Source organism: Acinetobacter sp. H1(2024) (assembly GCF_046557555.1).
In the GTDB taxonomy this organism is placed as follows: domain Bacteria; phylum Pseudomonadota; class Gammaproteobacteria; order Pseudomonadales; family Moraxellaceae; genus Acinetobacter; species Acinetobacter seifertii.
In genome coordinates this window covers 292,072-315,224 of record NZ_JBKGFO010000004.1, presented here as the reverse complement: position 1 = coordinate 315,224, position 23,153 = coordinate 292,072, and the positions used below count along the sequence as shown (strand labels likewise).

Here is a 23,153-nt window from a genome sequence, read left to right as displayed (position 1 = left end):
ATGTTTACCTGTAATGGGTTCCTTAATGGTGCCTTCCAAACACAAGGCAAGTGACACCTAAAGTTAGATTATGCTGTGTTTAAACCAACGTGACATAGTCAGATTCAGTTGTATAGTAATGAATGTTTATGATTTTGTGCATAAATTATGCGAGTAGGGTATGAAATAAATGGGCATCCATGTTATTCAAAGTCAACGTATTGATGTGTTGTTGCAGGGCGTACTGGCATCTACGTCCCAACCTTCTACGCATCCTTTACAGGTTTTGAAAGCCCAGCATTTTATTGTACCTAGTCCTGCAGTTGAGCAGTGGCTGATACAAAAACTTGCAGAACAACAAGGAATGACAGCCAATTACCAGTTCCATCAACGAGTTCGCGGTTTTCAGTGGTACGCCTATCAACAGGTTCTTACTGCGCATAAAGAACAGGTTCGTAAAGCGAATATTCCACGCTTGATTTTTAAATGGCGTGTACATCAAGCCTTACAAGAATTTATTCAGCCTGATGAAATGAGTATAGATGACTCACATCCATTGCATTCTATTGTTCAGCGTATTTACGACAGCGCAGATCGACTTGAACAAGGGATTGAGAAGCAGCTAAAAAAACAAAAAATGTTGTATTGGGTTGCCGAGCAGGTTGCCGATTTATTTAGTAACTATATGGTCTATCGGGGACAGTGCCAACGTGGTTGTGAAAATACCTGTACTTGTCCAAATAACTGGTTAGCAGCGTGGGGACAAGGCCGAGCACTCGATATCGAAAAGTATATTGCGCAGAAAGATAAAGAAATTTCTGCTTTTACTTTGCAGCAAACACAAGAGTTAGAACGTTGGCAGCGCTGGTTATGGCAGCAGCATTTTCATGATGATTTTATGCAAATGCAGCAAATTGACGAGCTGTTTTGGCAGGAATTAGACCATCCTGAGCGCCAGAAGAAGGCATTATCTCGTTTGCCAGAGCAAATTGTCGTTTTTACTTTGCTGGATTTACCGCCTAGCCAGCTTCAGTTTCTGCGCCGTTTAGGGCAATACATTGATGTGCTGATTTTGCACTATAACCCTTCACAGGAATATTGGGCCGATAGTGTCGATCCGCTGTGGAAACAACGTTATGACTTAGGTGTGAAAGAGCGTTTTATTGCGAAAAATCCTCAAGCGACCGATGCTGAAATTGCCGATTTTTTTGATAAATTTACGCTTAACTTTAATGCTGAGGCGCGTGAGTCGAGGCATCCGCTTTTAACAAGATTGGGTAAACAAGCCCGCGACCACTTCTCATTACTTTCAAACTTGTCTACAGGTGAAGAAGGTAAGTGGGTGGACGCCTTTGTAGATGATTTTCCTGAGAGTCTACTTGGCAAAGTTCAGTCAGATATTTTGCATTTGGTGGAACCACAGCCTAAGCAATATGAACTTGCACTGAAAGATGACTCTATCCAGATTCATGTTTGCCACTCAACATTGCGCCAACTTGAAGTATTGAAAGAGCAGTTGATTGGCTGGTTGGCTAAATCGCATGAACAGCCGCGTCGTCCAAATGATATTCTGGTTTTAGTGCCTAATTTGGCAGAAGTTGAGCCTTTAATACGAAGTGTTTTTCCAGCTACGGCAACCGAGCAAGGTGTGCATTTACCCGTAAAAATAGCAGGGATTGCCTCACTTGATGCACTCAATGCATGGCGTGCCGTGATTGGGCGTATTCACCTTATGCAAGGACGATTTAGCTTTGATGATTTCGCTGATTGGCTTGGTTTACATGCGACGCAGCAGCGCTATGCTCTTGAATATGCTCAAGTAGAGCGAGTTTTGGCATTACTGGCCGATGCAGGATTTAAACGTGGTCTTGATGCAGAGCATCTAAAACGTAGCTTATGTGACGGCGACGATGATTATCGCTATAGTTTTAAATTTGCTTTAGAACGGTTAGCGCTCGGCATTGCAATTCCTGAACATGCTACGTTTAATCAGGTACTCAGTTACTCTAAGGTTCAGCCGGGCGATTTTGAGCTGATTGGTACACTCATTCAGATTTATCAAGATTTAAATGAGCGCCGTGACTGGCTCATTATGCACGAGCAAAGAAAAGTACATACCGTAGAATACTGGCTGCAAGTGTTGTCGCAAGATATAGTCGAGTTTGAACAGGCTGGTGTGGCTGCTTTAAAAACTGCTCGGGAAATTGTGAAAAAACAAGAGCGTATGTTAACGCTAGCAAGTTACTATGCCGAGGCAGAAACAGGCACCTTACGTAAAATTACCTTGCCTTTGCCTTATATTCTAGATGAGATTCAGCGAACTTTAGAAAATCAGACGGCACAAGCTGAACCGACTGGACAGATTACCTTTGCTCAGATTGGACAAATTCGCCCCTTACCTTATCGCTTAATTGTGATGTTGAACTTGGATGCAGGGCAGTTTCCAAACCGTGATACGCATGTACCATTTGATTTGATGGATGCCTTACGTCAACAATTAGGTGATCGTTCCCGTCTTGAGGATGACCAAGGTGCTTTCTTAGATGCCTTACTTTTAGCTCAAGAAAACTTATGGCTGTTTTATAATGGCTTTGACGTCAATGACGGTGAAGTGAGAGATCCTTCTAGTATTCTTCAAGAGTTCTGTGAGCATCTTGCGCTTATTGTAAAACCGGAGCCAAATGCACCCGATCGAGAAATGATTGAAGGCATTGAAATTCCGTCTCAATTAAAGCAACTCTACCATTTACATTATTTACAGCCGTTTGACCCTAAAGGTTTTATGGCCGAGAACAGCTATATTCGCTATCAAGATCATTGGTTTAATGTGGCGATGCAAATTCAGCAAGCTTCCGGTGTTCTTAAGCCTTGGGCAAATACATCTTATCCTTTAGAAATACCTGACATGCTGGTTTTAGACAGCCATCAGTGGATACAAGATGTGACTTTCCCCGCACGTCTATATTTAAAAACTTTAGGCGTAGAAAACTTGGGAAGTGTTGGGGAGTTAGATCAGAACGAACCTTTGCTTTTAGATGGTTTAGGTCGTTATACCATTCGACATTTTTTACAGCAAAATGAACAACAGGCGCAGCCTGAGGCTCTACTTGATCAGTTGCCTGTAGGCAAAGTTCAGTACAGTGCTTGGCAACAGGGTATTTTTGAACAGGAATGCTTGCTTGAACGCCTTCATCATTATGCTCCAGCAGTCACGCAAACCACTCAGCGAAGCTGGCGAATTGCCAAACAGCTGCACATGAATATTACAGTGCCAAAATCTGAAACTCAGGATTGGGTCAGCATGGAAGCATCAAGTGCTCGGGCCAAAAGACGTGCAAAAGTCTGGCTAGAGTACCTGCTTTGGTTGGCCTATTTAAATGAGGGAAGTGCAGGAGCTGAAAGACGCCGTATAGTGGTTTTTAGTGATCAAACCGTAATCTGTAAAGGTATTAGTTCGGAGCAAGCTCGGCAGTATTTACAACCGTGGTTTAAGATCTGGCGTTATGCTCAACAGCAACCACTGGTGCTACCAGCAGCTTTAATGCTAAAGCCTCTGGAAAAAGCCAAGGCATATCAGTGGGAAGTATCAAATCAGACAGAAAAAATAAAACTGGATGAGAAGAGCTATACCGAGCTGTTAAAATACTGGAATGAAACTGGGTCATTTACCGCTATCGATATGACTCAAAATGAAGCGTGTAAGTTACATAAGGACTGGCGTTTTATTTTGCAAGAACAAGATGCACAAGCATTGCTTCAACACGCTTGTGATGAGTTTGCATATGATTTGTATCATCCAGTTTTTCAATTTCAATATTCGGAGTAAGGCATGAACTCAAGAGTACAGGTGTCTTATCAACCTATTACTGATATTGAATTTAGCGGATTGCACTTAATTGAAGCTTCGGCGGGTACCGGGAAAACCTATACACTGTCGAGTTTGATGGTACGTATTTTCCTTGAGAAATATTTACCGCGCCAAGTCATTGCGACCACGTTTACCCGTGCTGCTGCGGCCGAGTTGAAAAGCCGAATTCGTGCACGTCTGGTCGAAACCTACCGTTACTTAGATGCCAAGCGGAGTCTGACTGAAAAAGAGATTCTTTTACAGGCTGAGCTTGAATCTGACTTATTACTGCAACATGTTCTCAAGCATTTTGCGACACGTATTGCCTACGCCTGTGAACGTTTAAAGCTTGTCATCGATCAGCTAGATGAGTTGTTTGTTGGAACACTCGATAGCTTTAGCCAAAAGCTATTACGTGAGTTTGCTTTTGAGAGCGGCAAAATTGAACGTGCTCAAATTACCGATGATGCTAAAGCCTATAGCCGCCAACTGATTCATGATGTACTACGTGAATGGATACAGTCTCAGCCTCAAACTGTGATTGATGCGTTGTATCTGGCAGGTGAGTTAAAAAGTGTCAACAGTTTTGTCAAACTGGTCGAAGACTCACTAAATTTTAGTTCGGCTCATTTTAAACTTCCCGAAAAGCCTACCATTGAATTTGAACAGCTTGCTCAGCTCAAACAGTTGGCAACAGAAATTGATATCAGCCTTTTAGAACCGTATTACTCGCTTGATGGTGAACACTATAAACATGTAAGCGGCACAGTATTTCGTAATGGAGCGTTTAATAAATTATTTAGCGAGTGTTTACCGCAGCTTTTACAAGTTCTAACGCAAAGCGACAGTATTTTAGTTTTTGATGGATCTTTGGCAGCACAACGGGAACTCGTTTTTAAGTTTTTAGGCCAACTTGCCGATCAGAAAGTTTTTAAAAAGTGTCCTGCCGAAATTTCTGATGGATTCTATCAGCATCCTTGTATTCAGAAGATTCAGCAGTTATTTGGTGTGCTGAAAAACTACGCTGAACAGTTCGATCAGCTTCATATTTATTTAAAAGCCTATTTGTGTGTAGAGGTTAAAAAACGCTTACCGCAGGTTTTACAAAACAAGGGCGAGACGACTTTTTCTCAACAAATTCGCACTTTGTCAGAAGCTTTAAAGGGCGAGCAGGGGCAACGTTTCGCCGTATTTGTGCAGGCTCGATATCCCTTAATTTTAGTCGATGAATTTCAAGACACTAACCAAGACCAAGACGATATGCTCGCCAGCATTTGGCGCCATCCAGAGCGTTACCAAAAAGGTTGCATGATTATGGTGGGTGACCGTAAGCAGGCAATTTACGGTTTCCGTGGTGGGGACATGCTTACCTTTTTAAATGCTTATAAAGATATTCAGGCAAAGCATGGTCGAGAATATAAATTAATTCATAACCATCGTTCAGTCGCTGACTTGGTTGAAGTGGTTGATGCCTTGTTTCAAAGGCAAATCGACTTTGGTGAACAGGTTCAATATGACCCGATTCGGGCAGGGACTCGACCTCACCCAGCTTTAGTCGATCAAAATCAGTCTAACCCGTACCCTTTACGTTGGCTTCTACTGAAAGACAAGGAAACGGAAGCACAGCAAGTAGCATGGAAGATTCGGGATTTACTCAATCAGTCACATACTGGGCAGTTATATCTTCAAAAAGATACTCAGACCCAAGCTTTAAATGAAGATGATATTGCGGTCTTGTCACGCAATCATGATGGCCTTGATAAAGTTCAGTTTCAATTAGAACGTTTAGGAATACGCGTTAACCGACCATCAAAACGAAGTGTTTTTGATTGCACCATTGCTCAAGATGTTGGGGCCTTACTCACCGCGATTCTTCATCCTTACGATGAGGCAAAATTGAAACGAGCTTTGATTAGCCGATTGTTTGCTATGGATCTAAAACAACTGTTGCAACTTGAGCAAACAGCTGAAGGTTTAAGCCAGTTTATGACAGGCTTTGATGCTATTCGGGAATTGTGGTCGGCTCAGGGCTTTTTAGTAGCATGGCAGCAATGTTTAAACCAATTTGGCATTTGGAAAAATCTGGTTGCTGCTCAGAGTAAAGATAATGAGCGGGTCGTGGTGAACTTGCGTCATTTGACCGAAATTTTAAGCCAACATAGCGAGAAATATCAGGGTGCGCAAAATCTCTATCATTGGTATCTCAAGCAATTACAGTCACCGCTTGACCGTGAGTGGGAGCTAGAGCGTAGATTGTCGAGTGAAGCTGGCGTACAGCTCATGACTATTCACCAGTCAAAAGGCCTTGAGTTTAAAATTGTCTTTTTGCTCGGGGCCGACAAGCCATTTCGGGAAAATAACAAAACACTCAATTTCTCAACTCAAGATGTCACTACGCCTGAATCGGCTCAAACCGTAACGCAACGAGTTGTTGCGATTGCCGATAAAGCATATTTAAACGAAACCGAGCTGAAGCAGCATGAAGAACGGGCTTTGGCGGAACAAAACCGTCTATGGTACGTGGCTTTAACCCGTGCTAGTCATCGTGTTTATGCGCTGTTACAAGATACAGATGGCAAGTCTGTTTCAGGTTTAGCTTTTTGGAAAAATAGAGCTGAACCTTTCCAGCACCGTTGTTGTACAGATGAAATGATTTTGGAGCAGCCACCTGCTGCCATGCATTTAAATCAACACATCAATATTATTGAGATACAGGCACAGCATTTTCCTGATCAGCGCTTCTACTCAAGAGGCAAAACTAGTTTTAGTTATCTGGCACAGCATTTAAGACATAAAGTAGGTACAGATTTACTTGCGAGCCAGAGCCATGAAGCTGTTTTAGCCGAAGATGAACTCGATCAGGTTATTTCTGTTGAGGCGGCCACAGCACAGCCGATTAGCTGGATCAAAAGCAATTTTCCGAGAGGCACACTCGCAGGTAATTTTTTACATGAAATTTTTGAACATATTGATTTTCAATGTTCAGATGAGTGGGTAAGTGAAATACGCCGTCGTTTTAAAAATGACTACAGTAGTTTGTGGCAAGATTTATTAATCAAATACCAAGAAAGCTTTCCCGAAGAACAAGAAGCGGAATATTCGCTTTATCACGCTGTGGCCGAATGGTTGCAAGAGATTCTAAGTACGCCGTTATATCAAGGTTTTCGTTTAAATCAGTTACAGCCAGAGCACTATTTATCAGAGTGTCCTTTTTATTTAGCACTGTCAGATCGTGTGCTAGCCATGAAACGTATTCATCAACTTTTTGCTGAATATGGTATGGAAATGCCAGAGTTATTAGAGGCTCGTTCTGCTCGCTATTTAAATGGTTCGATAGACTTGGTTTATTTTGATGGGCAGCGTTATCACATTGCTGACTATAAGAGTAACTACTTAGGTGAAAACCTTGCCGATTACAGTGTAGAAAGCATTGCACAAAGTATGTCTTTAGCCAGCTATTGGCTACAAGCAGGCCTGTATTTGGTTGCGTTACATCGTTATTTAAAAGTCAAAATGCAGAATTATGATATTGAACAACACTTAGGTGGGGCGACTTATCTTTACTTGCGGGGTATGAATGGCGAAGCTGAGCAAGGCTATTATTATTGGCAGCCAAGTACAGAATTTGTTCTACGACTTGATGCTATTTTAGGGTACTTTGCTGAGGATAAAATTGCATAAAAAATGCTGATAAATGATCTAATTTTAGAATTAACAAATACTTGGGGTGTGGATAAGCCTGTCTATAACCATGTGGACAAGCGTGTGGAAAACTAGGTGGATAAGTGTGTGGACAATCTAAATAGCCCTGAACAAAGCGATTTAAGCTGGTTAATGACTTGGAGTACCTTTCTAAATCAAGCCCCGTTTACTGCACAGACACAGGCTCCAGAGGCAGCTTATTTTTTACAGCAGCTGATTGAAGCGAGCTTGCAGGGTGACAGCTGTATTGAGATTAGCCCAGAGCAAATAGAAACACTTGGCCAACTGGTGATATCTGCTGAACAAGCAAAGTCTCAAGTTGCCCCTTGTGTCCACGACGGGCAGGGGTTGGCATTATACCGATATTGGAACCTAGAGCAACGTCTAGCTGAGCAAATTCGTCGATTAAAGCAACAACCAATTCAACCCGTTTCGTGTGAAGAGCATTTAAACTTACTCACGGATCCTCATCAGCAAGCTGCTTTGCAAATGGTGACTCAGCAGAGCTTAAGTATCATTACAGGTGGGCCGGGGACAGGTAAGACGTATACGTTGGCTCGTATTATTGCTGTGCTGAGTCAAGCCATCCCTTATATTCGTGTGGCGATGGCTGCTCCGACGGGTAAAGCTGCACAGCGTATGCAAGAAGCCTTACAAAACTCGTTTAATGACCCCAAGCTTCTTGAGTCAGGACTAGTTAGTGATGAGCTAAGAAACCAAAGTACCCAAACCATTCATCGCTTATTGGGTATGGGGCATAGTCAAACTCCACGGTTTAATCAAAAGCAGACTTTGCCTTATGACGTTATTGTAGTGGATGAGGCCTCTATGCTGGATTTAAATCTGGCAACTTTATTATTTGAAGCGGTGCCTGAGTCTTGCCGAATTATTTTGCTAGGCGATGCCAACCAGCTTGCTTCAGTAGATGTTGGAGCTGTACTTGCAGATTTACAGCAAATCGACGCTTTGTCTGAAAACCGTGTTCACCTTCAAACCAGTCGTCGTTTTGCAGAAGGTGCTTTAATTGGGCAAGTGGCACGATTTATTCAAATGCAAACCGGTCAGATCAATCATGAGCAGGTTTTGCAGCAATTTGAAATTGATATTGTTCAGGTTTCAGAGCTACGTTCAATTCCTTTAGAAGCTAATATGCCCGATGTGGTTCAGCTTGAATACTTACCTGAGGGGGCATCTATAGAGTTAGAAGCTTACTATCAAAAATTGATGGTGGGTTTTCAAGGCTATGTGCAAAGCCTAAAAGCTTATTTACAAGATGATCGCTCAATTGAGCATATTGAAAATATCGTTAAGTCATTCGATGACTACCGTATTTTAACTGCTGTACGTCATGGACCATTTGGCTTACAGCAACTTAATCAATATGCCGAACGTTGGTCACAACAACAGCTAGGTATCGTGACTTTAGGAGGGTGGTATGTTGGCCGTCCGGTTATGATGACTTATAACGATTACCAACTTGGCATTTCAAATGGTGACATTGGTTTATGTTTTGAACACCGTACTCAGCCTCAACAGTTTGAAGTGTATTTCCCTAGTTTAAATAAATGGGTTGCTGCAAACAGACTACCTAAAAGTATTCAAAGTGCATTTGCCTTAACCATTCATAAATCGCAAGGCTCTGAATTTACACATACTGCTGTAGTTCTCGATCAGGCTGCCAAGAATTTGCTAAGCCAAGAACTTATTTACACTGCGATTACACGAGCGAAAAAGGTAGTGAGTCTTTTGGTTCACCCTGAGGCTTTATTACAATCTTTTACAGTTCGGACGACAAGAAGAAGCGGTTTAGTTGAAAAGGTTAATCGGTTAGTTCGTTAAGTCAAACTTAATATTTTGACCTTTGTAAGAAAAAGCTTACATAGATTCGAGATATTTGCTGCTAGAGAACACCCCCTGTTTTTGAGATTATAAACGCACAACGAGCTTGGCAAGGAATGTCGGGCAAAATCGCATAATAATAATAACTTAAGTCGAGAGACTGCGAACTTACAATGAAGTAGGTGAATAAAGAGGAAACTTACAGCCGCTAAGCCTTGTAGTTTTGGGAGAGACTACAGGGCTTTTTTATATTTAGAGTTTTATCACGTCAAATAAATTAAATAAATCTTTATGTATTTCACACGATTTCTTGTCCTTATTATCAATAATTTAAACCAATCGAATTAATATATTTATTTGTAATATGATTCTTAAATAGTCATTTTTCCCGTGAATTGTTAAGTTAAATGTTATACAGAACCGTACGTTATTTAGCTGTTACAGACAAACGCTAAATATTAGACAGACCTGTACGTTTTTGCTTACATGATGATAAGAAAAATACTACTTTTCTTCATAATTGGATATGAGAGAATACATCCCATAAGGAAATAGAAATAAAAACAACGGAAGTGAGTAAAACTAGAAGAAAGATGTATAAAGCATCTCACATATAACAATAAGAACAGCGATAAACACGATAAATAAGAACTACAGCGCCAAAAACCCAAGCAGAAATGCTTGGGTTTTTTATTTTATAGCTAGATTATTGCTATTTAAACTAGATCTGTTTCATGTGAGTCACTACCGAACAATGAACGACGTTGATCTCTAGGAATTCGAGGACATTGGCTAGAAATTTGATAGAGCAGATTTGCCAAAGCAGGCAGATGAGTACCTACTACGGATTTTCCGGTAGTCAACAGAGAAACGCTAATATCACGCTCTGGATCGGCCCAACATAAAATATTGGAAAAACCAAGATGACCAAAAGCTTGACCAGTCATTGGACCAAATAAACCTACCGGATTGCTACCGAGCATTGGACCTAATGCATAACGCATCGGGATTAATAAGGTTCGATCAATATTAACTCCTGTGGTGGGGAGTGTTGCTCTAAAAATTGTTTTTTCACTTAAAATTTGCTTGCCTTGGTAGCTTCCTCCACTTAAAAGCATTTCAAAGAAGCGTCCAGCTTGTTCGGCACTGGTATAAATGTTACCGGCAGGGCAGATGGTATCCATAAAACGGCTATCATTGGTCACATCTACAGCGAGTTGTAAGCCGCCACCTAGTACATGATTGAGATAGTGATCTGTTCCTAAGCGAGGATGTAAACCTGTTGCACAATTTAGTGCGACTTTGGAGCGATATTCTGGTTTCAAACCATAGTTGAAATAAGGCATATCCATCGGTTTCTCGATGGTCTCATGCACAAATTGGCGAAGGTCTTGTCCTGTGACTCGCTCAATAATTTCTCCTAAGATATAACCTGCGGTTACAGCATGATAAGCAAGGTGATTGCCTGCTGGTGAAACAGGTCTTGCTGCATATAGGCGCTTTAAAATTTCATCTTTATCAAAAAGTAGTTCAGGAGTGACTTCGCCGTCTATATAGGGGATGCCGCCACGATGTGCTAATAAATGAAAGATCGTCGCACGGCGCTTCCCATTTACACCATATTCTGGAATGTAATAACTGACAGGGTCGAGTAAGTTGATTTCGCCTTTTTCATCTAAAAGATGAATCAACATGGCAGTAATCATTTTTGAGGCTGAAAATAAGCAAACAGGAGTGTCAGGCTTTGCAATGAGTGCATTATTTTGCAGACCTGCTGGAGAGTTCCCTTGAGCATAGCCGATGCTTCGATTTAATAAAATTTTCCCCTGCCTGCGTAAACAAAAAGTAATGAGCGGATAGTTCCCGGTTTTATAAAGCGACTCAATACTTTTCCAGATCTTTTGAACCTGATGTTCATTCATTCCGCCCAGTTCGGCAGGCACTTCATCTTTGTGATGAATGACCGATCCAATATCGTCTGGTACCGGACAGGTATTAGTCGAAAATATTTTCACACGTCCCTCGCGCTTCTTTCTTTTTATTGAAGGCCAAGTGTGCAGGGTTGAGACGCTGATGTCAGTGTCTAAAATGACAGGTAACTGAAAACAATTTTGCAATCCATATATAGATACCTTAAAATAGGCGACTTGCTGTAGTGATGCACGGCAGTCAGTTGCGCTCAACTGATTCATATCATTTTATTTTTTAAGCATCTCGGAGAAATCGAATGGCTTTAACTAATGCAGACCGCGCAGAGATCATCGCTAAATTTGCTCGCGCTGAAAACGACACTGGTTCACCAGAAGTACAAGTAGCTTTATTGACTGCTCAAATCAATGATTTACAAGGTCACTTTAAAGCTCACAAACACGACCACCATAGCCGTCGCGGTTTGATCCGTATGGTTAACCAACGTCGTAAATTACTTGACTACTTAAATGGTAAAGACCACGAGCGTTACACTGCTTTGATCGGTGCTTTAGGTCTACGTCGTTAATTCGATTTTGCTTTGTTTTCGGTTTATCGCATGTTGCTATGCTTTGTTCCTGAAAAGAAAGTTTCGTCTAATCACCGTTAGGCGATTTATAGAAGGGGCGCTTGTGCGCTCCTTCTTTGCGTTTAATATTATTTAAAATTTTTGGTCTAGTGTGATGGCTTCTAAGCTTTGTCATTTATCTACCAATTGGTGTAGTCTGAATGCCAAACCTTAGGGGTCTCACTAGAATAAAATTAGGAAAATACAATACATGTCAATGTTTAACATCGTTCGTAAAGAATTCCAATTCGGTCAACATCAAGTCGTTTTAGAAACGGGTCGCGTTGCTCGTCAAGCGAATACAGTTTTAATCACAATGGGTGGTGTAACTGTTTTAGTTGCAGTTGTTGCTCAACCTAAAGCAAAAGCGGGTCAAGACTTTTTCCCGTTAACAGTTAACTATCAAGAAAAACAATATGCAGCAGGTCGTATCCCTGGTGGTTATGGTAAGCGTGAAGGTCGTGCGTCTGAAGCTGAAACTTTAATTTCACGTCTTATTGACCGCCCAATTCGTCCGTTGTTCCCAGAAGGTTATTTCAACGAAATTCAAGTAACAGCAACAGTTGTTTCTTCTGACAAAACTATGGATGCTGATATCGCAGCAATGCTTGGTACATCAGCAGCATTGTCTATTGCTGGTACTCCTTTCCGTGGTCCAATTGGTGGCGCACGTGTTGGTTTAATTAACGGTGAATACGTTTTAAACCCGAATTTTGAACAACTTGCTCAATCTGACCTTGACCTTGTGGTTGCTGGTACAGAGTCTGCTGTATTAATGGTTGAGTCTGAAGCGAAAGAGCTTTCAGAAGACCAAATGCTTGGTGCGGTGCTTTTCGGTCATGACGAAATGCAAATCGCGATTCAAGCAATTAAAGAATTTGCTGCCGCTGCTGGTGCAGTTGAATCAACTTGGGTTGCTCCAACTAAAAATGAAGCACTCCTTGAGCAATTAAAAGCAGCTTTCGAAGCTAAAATTTCTGAAGCATATACAATTGCGGTTAAACAAGACCGTTATGCAGCACTTGATGCACTTTATGCAGAAGCTGTAGCTCAGTTCGTTCCTGAAAATGACGAAACTGGCATTGCTGACGAAGTAAACGAATTATTTGAAGACCTTAAATACCGCACAGTACGTGACAACATCTTGTCAGGTAAGCCACGTATTGATGGTCGTGATACTAAAACTGTTCGTGGTATCGACGTTCAAGTTGGCGTATTAGACCGTGCTCACGGTTCTGCATTATTTACACGTGGTGAAACTCAAGCGTTGGTAACAACAACTTTGGGTAATACTCGTGATGCGTTAATGGTTGATACGCTTTCTGGTACTAAAACTGACAACTTCATGTTGCACTACAACTTCCCTGCATACTCTGTAGGTGAAACAGGTCGTGAGTCTGGTCCTAAACGTCGTGAAATTGGTCATGGTCGTTTAGCACGTCGTGGTGTTCAAGCAGTTCTTCCTGCTGCTGACCGCTTCCCGTACGTGATCCGTATTGTATCTGACATTACTGAATCTAACGGTTCATCTTCAATGGCTTCTGTATGTGGTGCATCATTATCACTTATGGATGCAGGTGTTCCACTTAAAGCGCCAGTTGCTGGTATCGCAATGGGCTTAGTGAAAGAAGGCGAGCGTTTCGCTGTACTTTCTGACATCTTGGGTGACGAAGACCACCTTGGCGACATGGACTTTAAAGTAGCAGGTTCTGCAAACGGTATTACTGCACTTCAAATGGACATCAAGATCGAAGGTATTACTGAAGAAATTATGGAAGTTGCGTTAAACCAAGCATTTGCTGGTCGTATGCACATCCTTAATGAAATGAACAAAGTAATTTCACGCGCTCGTCCTGAAATTTCAATGCATGCTCCAACATTTGAAGTAATTACAATTAATCCGGACAAAATCCGTGACGTAATTGGTAAAGGTGGTGCAACTATCCGTCAAATTACTGAAGAAACTAAAGCTGCTATTGATATTGAAGATAACGGTACAGTTCGCGTATTTGGTGAAACTAAAGCTGCTGCTAAAGCTGCTATTGCAAAAATCCAAGCGATTACTGCTGAAGTTGAGCCAGGTAAAATCTATGACGGTAAAGTTATCCGTATCGTAGAATTTGGTGCGTTCGTAAACATTATGCCTGGTACTGATGGCCTTCTTCATATTTCGCAAATCTCGAATGAGCGTATTGCGAACGTAACTGACGTTCTTAAAGAAGGTCAGGAAGTTAAAGTACAAGTTGCTGATGTTGACAACCGTGGTCGTATCAAATTAACTATGAAAGATATTGAGCAAGCATAATTGCTTAACTCACTAATAAAAAAGTCCGCTTGATGCGGGCTTTTTTTATGGCATGATGCAAGTAATACACAAACAGATCGACGTGGTATGCAGGTTTATTATTTTTATCGTCATCAAAAGGATGGCTATGTTTTTTTGAGCCGAGAAAAGCACACTGAACATGTTCTAGAGTTCTTCTGGATTGATAGTGTGAGATCTGATGTTGTTAATCATAATGAAGAATGGCAACAGAAAATTCAGCAGCTTTCAGATGTCGCAATTAATGAATTTCATATGCGAGATATTGCCAATATTGAGCATCCTTGTGCCTTTGATACGCTTGAAGAATATGATCTGCTCATTTTCAAAAAGCTCGTGACACCTGATGATGAAATTAAAAATGGGGAAACTCATGAGAGTGTATTTGGCTTAGCCACCACGCCAATTAGTTTTATTTTTACGCCTAAAGTTCTGATTAGCGTACGGGAGCAGGGCAATAAGTCGATTGAAAACTATATTCAGCGTCTTGAAAATATTTTATGTAAAACTCTAGAAGAGCAAAACAAAACCCGTAAGTTGCCTAATTCACCTGTAGATTTGTGTTTACGTCTGCTCAATAGCATGGTGGATGGTTATCTGGATATTCGTTCACCTTTAACTAGAAGGGTCGAGCATTGGCAACAACAACTATTACAGGGCAATCGCCGTTTTAAACAATGGCATCAACTGTTTCATGAAAATATGGCCTTTCAACAGGTCGAAAACCTTTGTGAAGAACAAATTGAAACCCTACAAGAGTTTCGAGATGAAATTGTAGAAAACTATCATCATGTGATTGGCGAGCGGACACATAGTTCTCAAGATCTTCTGTTAGTTCGTTTGAATGATTTAATGAGTCATGTCGAACGTATTCAAAAGCATACTTTACGTTTACGTAGTGCTATTCAATCGGCGATTGATTTGCATTTCTCAGCGATTGCGAACCAGACCAATGAAAATATGCGTATTCTTGCCATTATTACGGCCGTATTTGCACCGCTTACACTCTTAACAGGTATTTATGGAATGAACTTTGAGTTTATTCCAGGGCTTAAGTCGCCAGTGGGGTTCTGGATTATGCTTGGTGTCATGTTGCTCAGTACGGTTTTCTTGCTTTACTACTTCTATCGACAGCATTTGGTAGGGCGTGGCGAGAAAAGTGTTATTGATTTATTGGCTCAGCAGCACCGCCAAGAGCGTATGAATTTGTTCTGGTTTTTGGAATATGAACCGATTAAGCAGACTTTGAAGGAAGTGGAGAAGATTACTCGGTTGAAGTAATAGGAATTTTCAAAATCAGTAAAGTTGATTTGTTAGTACTGCCTCAAATTTAGGGATTAATTTGATACTTATTGCATAGGCATATCCTTACTTTTGACTGGGCAAAAGTAACAAAACCCCTTTCTTGGGCTGACGGTACATCCATGTTACCGCAGCCCAAAAGGCGGCATCCATGCCGCCCATAGCGTTAGCTCATACCTGTGTGAAAAATTATTTAGAAGAAAAAATCTTAATGAAAATGCTTCAACTGTTTTTTAAGTTGTTGCACTTCATCAATCAAATCTAACATCACCGCAACTGCTGCCAAACTTGCGTCAAAGTCACGTTGCAAACGGTAAGCTTTACGAGCACGAATGACATCTTCACCCATGAACTGATGTTTTTCAGGTGTACTTTCAATCACTAAAATATCGTACTCAATAAGCTCTAAAATCCAGTCCGGGCTTTGACCACAGGCTTGAGCAAATTGTTGTAAGTCAAATGTAGATTGTTCATCAACGACTTCAGCACTAAAGGTGTGGCCGTCACATACAATTTCTCGATAATGGATGGTTGTCATGATCTTGCTCCCTAATGAGATGAACGAGGTTCGAATGAAGCAAAGGCTTCAGCCAATTGCTGATACGCTTCTTTTTCTTTTTCAGAATGTGCAGGCGGGAATACAATATTTAAAATTAAATAAAGATGGCCTGGCGTTTTATTTGGTATCCCTTTGTCTTTTAAACGTAGCTGTTGTCCTTGTTTTGCATTTTTAGGTAAATTGACATGTAACGACCCAGCAGGTGTTTTTACTTCAATACCTTGACCTAATGCGGCCTCCCAAGGTGCTACATCTACAGTTAAATATACATCACTGCCTTCGACATGAACACGATCTGTGTCTTTATATTGAATCTCGATGTAAAGATCGCCGTTGGCACCACCATTGATACCACTTTGACCTTGTCCGCTTAGGCGAATTTGTTGGCCTTCCTTCATGCCTTTCGGTATTTTCACCTGTAGGGTTTTACGTTGTACCTCAGGCTCACCATAGACATTCACAGTCGGAATTTGTAAGGTAATCTGTTGTGTTGATCCATGGTAGGCAATATCAAGATCGACCTCTATGCTGGCATGCTGATCTTCACCTCGGTAACTGCGTTGTTGTCTTTGGTATTGTTGTTGCCCACCACCAAAACCAGCACCAAAACGGCCGAACAAATCCTCGAAACCGCTAAAATCAGCTTGTTCACCACCGCCGCCCGTAAAGCCCTGACGATAAAAACGCGCGCCATCAAATCCACCTTGAGCTGCACCTTGACCAAAGTCATTAAAGCCCTGTGGGTGATCTAACATTTGGTCATATTCAGCTTTTTTTTCTGCATTGCTTAACGTGTCATAGGCAACGTTAATCGCCTGCATTTTTTTTTCTGCATCTTTTTCTTTGCTGATATCGGGGTGATATTTACGAGCTAATTTCCGATATGCTTTTTTAATTTCATCAGCAGAGGCTTCTCGTGTAACCCCTAATTCTTCATAATAATTTTTGGCCATAATGTTTTATCACGATGGTGTTGTTTATTTCATTATGAAACAATTTTTAAGGCTTTCAATGAGCTAGATTGTATAAGAGTTGTTCTCTTACAGAAATGGAGAGGCAAGGTGGAAGAGACATAAGTCGATTAGGGTTATGCCTCTGATTGCTTAAATGAACGTCTGATATAAACCGTATAAGGCAATTAATAAAAGCAATAGGCCGCATAAGCCGAGTATTTTAGGGTATAAGTGGCTGTTAGAAAGGCGACGGAAAAATACATACACTAAAGACAGGGTTAAAAAATCTAAAACAATCCATGTCAGGGTAAGAACAGTTAGACTGAAATTTAAGTTAGGTGAAATAGAGACAAACTGAGGAAAGAAAGCCGAAAAGAAAATAATATCTTTAGGATTTGAAATACCGACCAAAAAGCCTTTTTTAAAACCACCATTTTGGGCAGAAACGGTTTGTATTGCTTCTGGATGTGGAGCTTGAATCACTTCTTTTAGAATGCTCAAACCTAAATAGCCAATATAGAGACAGCCTAAAACACGAATAATATTTAAATAGCTTTCATTAATACCGAGTACTCCTTTAAGTACGAGTACTGAAATAAAAATTAAAACCAGTGATGCGAGATTTGTACCAAAAATGGTTTCAAGTGCTTTTTTATAGCCGCCTTTAAGTCCAGCGCTTGCCACTAAAATCATGACTGGGCCAGGGGTAGCAATCATAATAATGACACTAAAAATAAAGAGAAAATAATCAAAATAATTCATGAAATATAAGCATCTTGTTTATTAGGCTATAAAGTAAGCTCATATTAACTGATTTAAAATAAGATGCTGAAAATTATCATCAAAAACTATAGATAAATAAAAAGGCGGTTTAACCGCCTTTTTATGAAGTGAGTAATTAACTCAAATGTTCACCAAATAAACCCAGTGCTTCTTCAGCAGTGAACTCATAACGGGTGTTACAGAACTGGCAATCCATTTGAATTGGGTTCTGAGCTTCCAGTGTTTCATGAACAGCATCAACACCAATTTGAAGTAATGCTTTAGCACAACGTTCTTTAGAACACGTACAGCCAAATTTTAAGTGTTCAACTTCTGGCAAGCGTACTTCTTCTTCGTTATAGAGACGATACAAAATCTCATTCGCTGAAAGCTCAGTCAGTTCTTCAGGCTTAAGTGTTTCAGTCAGCATAGTCAAACGTGGCCATAGGTCTTCATCAACCAGTTTTTGCTCTTCTTCATCATGACGAGGTAATAACTGAATGAGTAAACCACCAGAGCGTTTAGCTGTACTTGCCAATACAATACGAGTTGGAATTTGAGCAGATAAATCATAATACTGCATCAAACAACCCGCTAGATTTGTCTGGTCAAGAGGTACGATCCCTTGATAACGCTCACCATGCTCGGGTTCGATGTTAATAAATAAAATTGGATTAACTAAAGCACCAAGGACTGTACTGCTGTCAGTTGCTTCAACAAAACGTGGATCTGTTTCGTAGTCTGCTAAAGCACGAACTTCACCTAAGTGATTACATTCAGCCATAGCCCATTTGAAAGAGCCGCTAGCCTGGATTTGCAAGCTGATACGGCCTTTGATTTTTAAAGTACTTGCAAGTAATGCAGTCGCGCTCAACATCTCGCCTAGTAGAATTTTAACCGCAGGCATGTAGTCGCGTTGAGCTAAAATAGTTTGTAATGCTTCTTCTAGATGAACTACTTCACCGCGAACAGGAAAGTCCTCTATATAAAAGCGTTGGCGTAAATCAGACATAATATTCTCCAGGGCCCTAAGCAGATTATAACAACTTCGGTTTAATCAAGCTTAGGGAATGCAGCGAAGCTGCAAGCAGGACAACGGCAACTTTTGTACCGATTGTCGCAATCATTTAGGCAATGTGAATAAGTCCTTAATATAGCCATTTTGCGAAATCTCAAGTTATTCTTCGTGATCTCGTGTAATGTCGATACGATTTGGTTGTAAATGACGCTTTAAGTCCACGTCATGTCTTGATGTGGCTTGCTGTGCATCACTTTCGAAGAGATGTTCAAGTTCAGCCAGCGCATTACGATGAGTTTCAAAAACCTTTTGTTCATCGGTATAAATGCTTTGCTGCTGAATGAGTAATTTCTCATCATAATCTCGAAAGATTTCGATATTGTTATAGGCTTGTTCATCGGAAATACCAAGTTCGCGTAAAGCGCGATAAGCCATACCTAATGATGATAAATAGGTTTCACGCCAAATATGTTCAACACCTAAGTCTCTTAATAGATGTACATGATGTCGGTCACGTGCACGTGCTAGTAACTTTATGTGGGGATAGTTCAATCTTAAATGCCGTGCAACGTTCATAGAGTCTTCGACATCGTCTATTGCGAGAATAAATACTTGGGCTTTTTCGATGCCTGCCGAGCGAAGTAAGTCAGGTTGGGTGACATCTCCATAGTAGAGTTTACCGCCGTATCGACGCACAAAGTCCACTTGGTGAAGGTTGTTGTCGATGGCAGTAAAGCCTAAGTGCTGCAAGCGGGCAATACGTGCAATAATTTGTCCAAAGCGTCCAAACCCAGCGATGATAATTGGATTATCTTGCTGAGGAATTTCATCATACTCAGGTGGACGTTCTTTATTAAACAAAGGAATGATTTTAGTTGCCATAATCCAGTAAATTACTGGTGTAAGGACCATCGACAACGTCACAATTAGCGTAACAGGCTCTAATAAAGCATCAGTTAAAACTTTTTCACTTTTCGCAAGACTTAAAATGACAAAAGCAAATTCACCACCTTGAGCCAAGCAAGTTCCAAGCAGCAGACTATTGTTCCAACTGTATTTTTTATAGCGGGCAATGGTAGTTAACACGAGGGTTTTGATAACGAGTAGGCCAATCGCTCCACCAATAATGAGCCAAGGCATTTCAATCAGTAAAGACAGTTGCGTGGTCATGCCCACAGTCATAAAGAACAAACCAAGTAATAGTCCTTTAAATGGAGCAATACTTGCTTCAAGTTCATGACGGAACTCTGAGTCGGCTAAAAGTACCCCAGTGAGGAAAGCGCCTAGAGTTGTGCTAATCCCTAAAGTATCCATGAGTAGCACAACAGCAAGAATAATAAATAACCCTACTGCGGTAATCAGTTCAGTTGCACCACTTTTTGCAACGAAACGGAAAAATGGACGCATCACATAGCGACTAAATAGGAACAGACCACTGAATGTTGCAATGATGGCAGCAAAATAAGCAATGCCATGATGAGTAGATTCTGTTCCTGCTAACAGTGGAATGACTGCTAATAAAGGAATCGCTGCAATATCTTGGAAAAGCAAAATTGAAAACGATTGCTGACCGTAGGTGGTATTGAGTTGTTGTTTTTCGGTCAGTAACTGTAATACAAACGCAGTAGAAGACAGTGCGAGGGCAAAACCAATGACAAAGCTGGCAGCAAGTTGTTGCTGAAATAGTAGCAATACGGTGAGCATAAGAATTACACCCGTAATCACCACTTGCAAACTTCCCATCACGAAAATGGAGTCACGCATTTCCCATAAACGTTGTGGACGTAACTCTAAGCCAATGAGGAACATAAGTAAGATGACCCCAAACTCAGCCAATTCCATAATGGCTTCAGGGTCATGGGCAATATTTAAAACACTTGGGCCAAGAAGGATGCCCGTAAATAAATAACCTAAAACTGTTGCAATCCCTAAGCGTTTACCCAAAGGGACTAAAATCAGAGAAGCTCCAAGAAAAATTGTTGCTTGCAGTAGGAATGACATTCATTACCCCGAATGTATTGATCTTTTTAAGTGTAAAGCCAAAAAGGCTTCTTCACACCATCATATTCAAATCATCTAACTAAATTCTTGCGGATCAACATCAATAGAGAGTCTAAGTTGATGCTGTCTTGGTGCATGAACCAACTGAGCCCACCATTGTCTTAAGTAAAAATGCAGACGAGCACGGTCGGCAGACAAAATCACCATATGGGCGCGGTAACGTCCCGCTTTACGTTCCATTGGTGCTGGAATCGGCCCCCAAATATCAACAATATCACCTGCAATTTGGCGAAGCTGTTCGGCAGCTTCATTTAAAAAATGTAAGGTATAGTCACGATCTTTCGACTCAGCACGAATTAAGACTGCATAACGATAAGGCGGCAGTAATGCAACTTTACGCTCAGCTAATGTTTGTTTTGCGACTGCCCGATAATCTTTTTCGATGAGTGTAGTGAGTAAAGGATGATCTGGCCTTAAAGTCTGTAAATAAACATGACCTTTGTGTTCTCCACGACCTGCACGACCAGCCACTTGTACAATCAACTGTGCAGTACGTTCTGGCGCACGAATATCGACACTTAGTAAACCTGCATCAATATCTAAAATAGCAACCAAGGTCACATGTGGAAAATGGTGACCCTTTGCCAACATTTGAGTACCAAGCAAAATTGTGGGTTTGTTTTGATGAATACGATCATAGATTTTTTGCCAGCTACCGACACGACTTGTACTGTCACGGTCAACACGAATCACATCATAGTCTGGGAATAGTTCTTGTAAGTGTTCTTCAACCTTAGCTGTTCCTGCACCTAAAGTTTTTAAACTCTTCTGCTGACATTCAGGGCAGTGGTCTGGCAAGCGATGAACCGTGCCGCAGTGGTGACAATGCAAATAAGAATAAGGCTGAGTATGCAACGTAAAATGCGCATCGCAATGTGGACAATTCGCTTGCCATCCACAGCTTTCACACACAAGTACAGGCGCATAGCCACGACGATTTAAAAAAATTAAAACCTGTTCTTTTCTTGCTAGGGTATTTTTAATTTGCTCGATTAAAGGCTGGCTAATTCCATGCTGTTTTTTGACAATTTTAAGGTCGATCAAATGCATTTTAGGTAAAAGCGCGTGGCCTGCACGTTGGTTAAGTTGCAGTGAGGTTAACTTGCCAGTTTCCACCAAGTGATAACTGTCGATGCTTGGAGTCGCCGAGCCTAAAATAACAGGACAGCTTTGTAAGTGGCCTCGGTACAGTGCGACATCACGCGCATGATAACGAAAGCCTTCCTGCTGTTTATAAGACAGGTCATGTTCTTCATCTAAAATGATAAGGCCCAAACGTGGCAGCGGTGTATAAATGGCTGAGCGAGTCCCTAAAATAATAGATGCTTTGCCTGTTTGAGCCTGTTGCCAAGCTTGTAAGCGTTTAGAGTCATTTAAGCCCGAATGCAGTAAAGCAATATCGCAATTAAAACGAGACTTAAAGCGTGAAATAGTTTGAGGGGTTAAACCAATTTCAGGTACTAACACCAGTACTTGCTTACCTTGTTTTAGTACTTCATGCATGATGTGCAGATAAACTTCGGTTTTCCCACTTCCCGTTAAGCCATCTAACAAGAACGCCTGATATTGATGCTGTGCGTTAATGACGTGCTGAGTTGCTTTCTTTTGGTCATCATTTAGCGTAAGTGGCATTTGAGCCAATTGCACAGGTGCTGGGCTAAAATCATGAGGCTCAAGTGTACAGTCTATGAGTCCTTTCTTTTGCAGCGCTTTAAGCGTAGCCGTTTCTACACCACTTAAATTAAGAATATTTTCTGTAGTGCCCGCAGGGTGCAATTTTAAAATCTGATAAGCATCTTGTTGCTTAATGGAACGCTTTAACAGAGCTTCAACATTGTCACATGGAATGATTTTCCATAAATGAAACAACACATCCATCGGTTTACCCTGACGCAATAACGCGGGTAGGGCCGTTTGCATAACCTCACCAATTGGAAATTGGTAATATTGTGCTGACCATGTCAATAAATTTAAAACTTGTTCATCTAAAATAGGTTCATCATCTAAAAGTTCAGAAATGGCTTTAAGCTGAAAGTTGCCTGTAAATGATTCTTGTGGGTCAACTTTTTCAGTAATGATACCAATCAGGTTCTGCCGTCCAAATGAAATAGCGACGCGTGAACCTACCTGAGCTCGTTCATATTGTGCTTTGGTGAGTGTATAGTCAAAAGTGTCGTACAGATGCACAGGTACGGCAACACGCACACGATAAACAATAGAATCAGGTTTTGGCGTTATGGTCATAGAGGCTCATTTCGTCAATTTTAAAAAA

General features: G+C 41.0%; 13 protein-coding genes. 6 read left to right on the top strand and 7 right to left on the bottom strand.

Annotation, left to right across the window (positions count from 1 at the left end; translation table 11 throughout):
• Nucleotides 1-169 precede the first annotated feature (169 nt).
• From ACLCEG_RS13355 to recD, 3 genes are all read left to right on the top strand, one after another.
• A complete protein-coding gene (locus ACLCEG_RS13355; protein WP_410567874.1) occupies nt 170-3,805 on the top strand; it encodes an exodeoxyribonuclease V subunit gamma in 3,636 nt (1,211 codons plus the stop codon).
• A gap of 3 nt (nt 3,806-3,808) precedes the next feature.
• A complete protein-coding gene (locus tag ACLCEG_RS13350; protein ID WP_410567872.1) occupies nt 3,809-7,507 on the top strand; it encodes a UvrD-helicase domain-containing protein in 3,699 nt (1,232 codons plus the stop codon).
• 108 nt (nt 7,508-7,615) lie between these two features.
• Complete coding sequence (gene recD / locus ACLCEG_RS13345) at nt 7,616-9,367, top strand: exodeoxyribonuclease V subunit alpha (RefSeq protein WP_410567870.1); 1,752 nt, start codon at nt 7,616-7,618, stop codon at nt 9,365-9,367.
• A 716-nt stretch (nt 9,368-10,083) separates the two neighbouring features.
• Here recD and ACLCEG_RS13340 read toward each other — a convergent pair.
• Nucleotides 10,084-11,382 (bottom strand): serine hydrolase domain-containing protein, encoded by a 1,299-nt coding sequence (locus tag ACLCEG_RS13340; RefSeq protein WP_410567921.1) that lies wholly within the window; start codon nt 11,380-11,382, stop codon nt 10,084-10,086.
• 212 nt (nt 11,383-11,594) lie between these two features.
• Between ACLCEG_RS13340 and rpsO the strand changes: the two genes are divergently transcribed.
• The 3 genes from rpsO to ACLCEG_RS13325 all read left to right on the top strand — a co-directional run bounded on the left by rpsO (nt 11,595) and on the right by ACLCEG_RS13325 (nt 15,507).
• Nucleotides 11,595-11,864: a 30S ribosomal protein S15 gene (rpsO, locus tag ACLCEG_RS13335; protein ID WP_001229357.1), complete on the top strand. Its 270-nt coding sequence runs from the start codon at nt 11,595-11,597 to the stop codon at nt 11,862-11,864.
• Between the two features lie 256 nt (nt 11,865-12,120).
• Complete coding sequence (gene pnp / locus ACLCEG_RS13330; RefSeq protein ID WP_171220364.1) at nt 12,121-14,208, top strand: polyribonucleotide nucleotidyltransferase; 2,088 nt, start codon at nt 12,121-12,123, stop codon at nt 14,206-14,208.
• Between the two features lie 87 nt (nt 14,209-14,295).
• Nucleotides 14,296-15,507: a magnesium transporter CorA family protein gene (locus ACLCEG_RS13325; protein WP_049065194.1), complete on the top strand. Its 1,212-nt coding sequence runs from the start codon at nt 14,296-14,298 to the stop codon at nt 15,505-15,507.
• Nucleotides 15,508-15,736: 229 nt separating this feature from the next.
• Here the strand turns inward: ACLCEG_RS13325 and ACLCEG_RS13320 are convergent, their stop codons facing one another.
• The 6 genes from ACLCEG_RS13320 to ACLCEG_RS13295 all read right to left on the bottom strand — a co-directional run bounded on the left by ACLCEG_RS13320 (nt 15,737) and on the right by ACLCEG_RS13295 (nt 23,125).
• Complete coding sequence (locus tag ACLCEG_RS13320) at nt 15,737-16,066, bottom strand: chaperone modulator CbpM (protein WP_410567868.1); 330 nt, start codon at nt 16,064-16,066, stop codon at nt 15,737-15,739.
• A gap of 11 nt (nt 16,067-16,077) precedes the next feature.
• Complete coding sequence (locus ACLCEG_RS13315; RefSeq protein ID WP_410567866.1) at nt 16,078-17,040, bottom strand: DnaJ C-terminal domain-containing protein; 963 nt, start codon at nt 17,038-17,040, stop codon at nt 16,078-16,080.
• 150 nt (nt 17,041-17,190) lie between these two features.
• Complete coding sequence (locus tag ACLCEG_RS13310; RefSeq protein WP_410567864.1) at nt 17,191-17,802, bottom strand: LysE family translocator; 612 nt, start codon at nt 17,800-17,802, stop codon at nt 17,191-17,193.
• A 136-nt stretch (nt 17,803-17,938) separates the two neighbouring features.
• Nucleotides 17,939-18,814: an Hsp33 family molecular chaperone HslO gene (locus tag ACLCEG_RS13305; protein ID WP_004699009.1), complete on the bottom strand. Its 876-nt coding sequence runs from the start codon at nt 18,812-18,814 to the stop codon at nt 17,939-17,941.
• A gap of 165 nt (nt 18,815-18,979) precedes the next feature.
• Complete coding sequence (locus ACLCEG_RS13300; RefSeq protein ID WP_410567862.1) at nt 18,980-20,821, bottom strand: monovalent cation:proton antiporter-2 (CPA2) family protein; 1,842 nt, start codon at nt 20,819-20,821, stop codon at nt 18,980-18,982.
• 75 nt (nt 20,822-20,896) lie between these two features.
• Nucleotides 20,897-23,125, bottom strand: a complete 2,229-nt coding sequence (locus tag ACLCEG_RS13295) for a primosomal protein N' (protein WP_410567860.1) — start codon at nt 23,123-23,125, stop codon at nt 20,897-20,899.
• Nucleotides 23,126-23,153: the final 28 nt, after the last annotated feature.

Bases quoted from the DNA above. Each gene is read 5' to 3' on its own strand.
- ACLCEG_RS13355 (WP_410567874.1), top strand. From the start codon at position 170: ATGGGCATCCATGTTATTCAAAGTCAACGTATTGATGTGTTGTTGCAG.
- ACLCEG_RS13350 (WP_410567872.1), top strand. From the start codon at position 3,809: ATGAACTCAAGAGTACAGGTGTCTTATCAACCTATTACTGATATTGAA.
- rpsO (WP_001229357.1), top strand. From the start codon at position 11,595: ATGGCTTTAACTAATGCAGACCGCGCAGAGATCATCGCTAAATTTGCT.
- pnp (WP_171220364.1), top strand. From the start codon at position 12,121: ATGTTTAACATCGTTCGTAAAGAATTCCAATTCGGTCAACATCAAGTC.
- ACLCEG_RS13325 (WP_049065194.1), top strand. From the start codon at position 14,296: ATGCAGGTTTATTATTTTTATCGTCATCAAAAGGATGGCTATGTTTTT.
- ACLCEG_RS13320 (WP_410567868.1), bottom strand. From the start codon at position 16,066: ATGACAACCATCCATTATCGAGAAATTGTATGTGACGGCCACACCTTT.
- ACLCEG_RS13315 (WP_410567866.1), bottom strand. From the start codon at position 17,040: ATGGCCAAAAATTATTATGAAGAATTAGGGGTTACACGAGAAGCCTCT.
- ACLCEG_RS13310 (WP_410567864.1), bottom strand. From the start codon at position 17,802: ATGAATTATTTTGATTATTTTCTCTTTATTTTTAGTGTCATTATTATG.
- ACLCEG_RS13305 (WP_004699009.1), bottom strand. From the start codon at position 18,814: ATGTCTGATTTACGCCAACGCTTTTATATAGAGGACTTTCCTGTTCGC.
- ACLCEG_RS13300 (WP_410567862.1), bottom strand. From the start codon at position 20,821: ATGTCATTCCTACTGCAAGCAACAATTTTTCTTGGAGCTTCTCTGATT.
- ACLCEG_RS13295 (WP_410567860.1), bottom strand. From the start codon at position 23,125: ATGACCATAACGCCAAAACCTGATTCTATTGTTTATCGTGTGCGTGTT.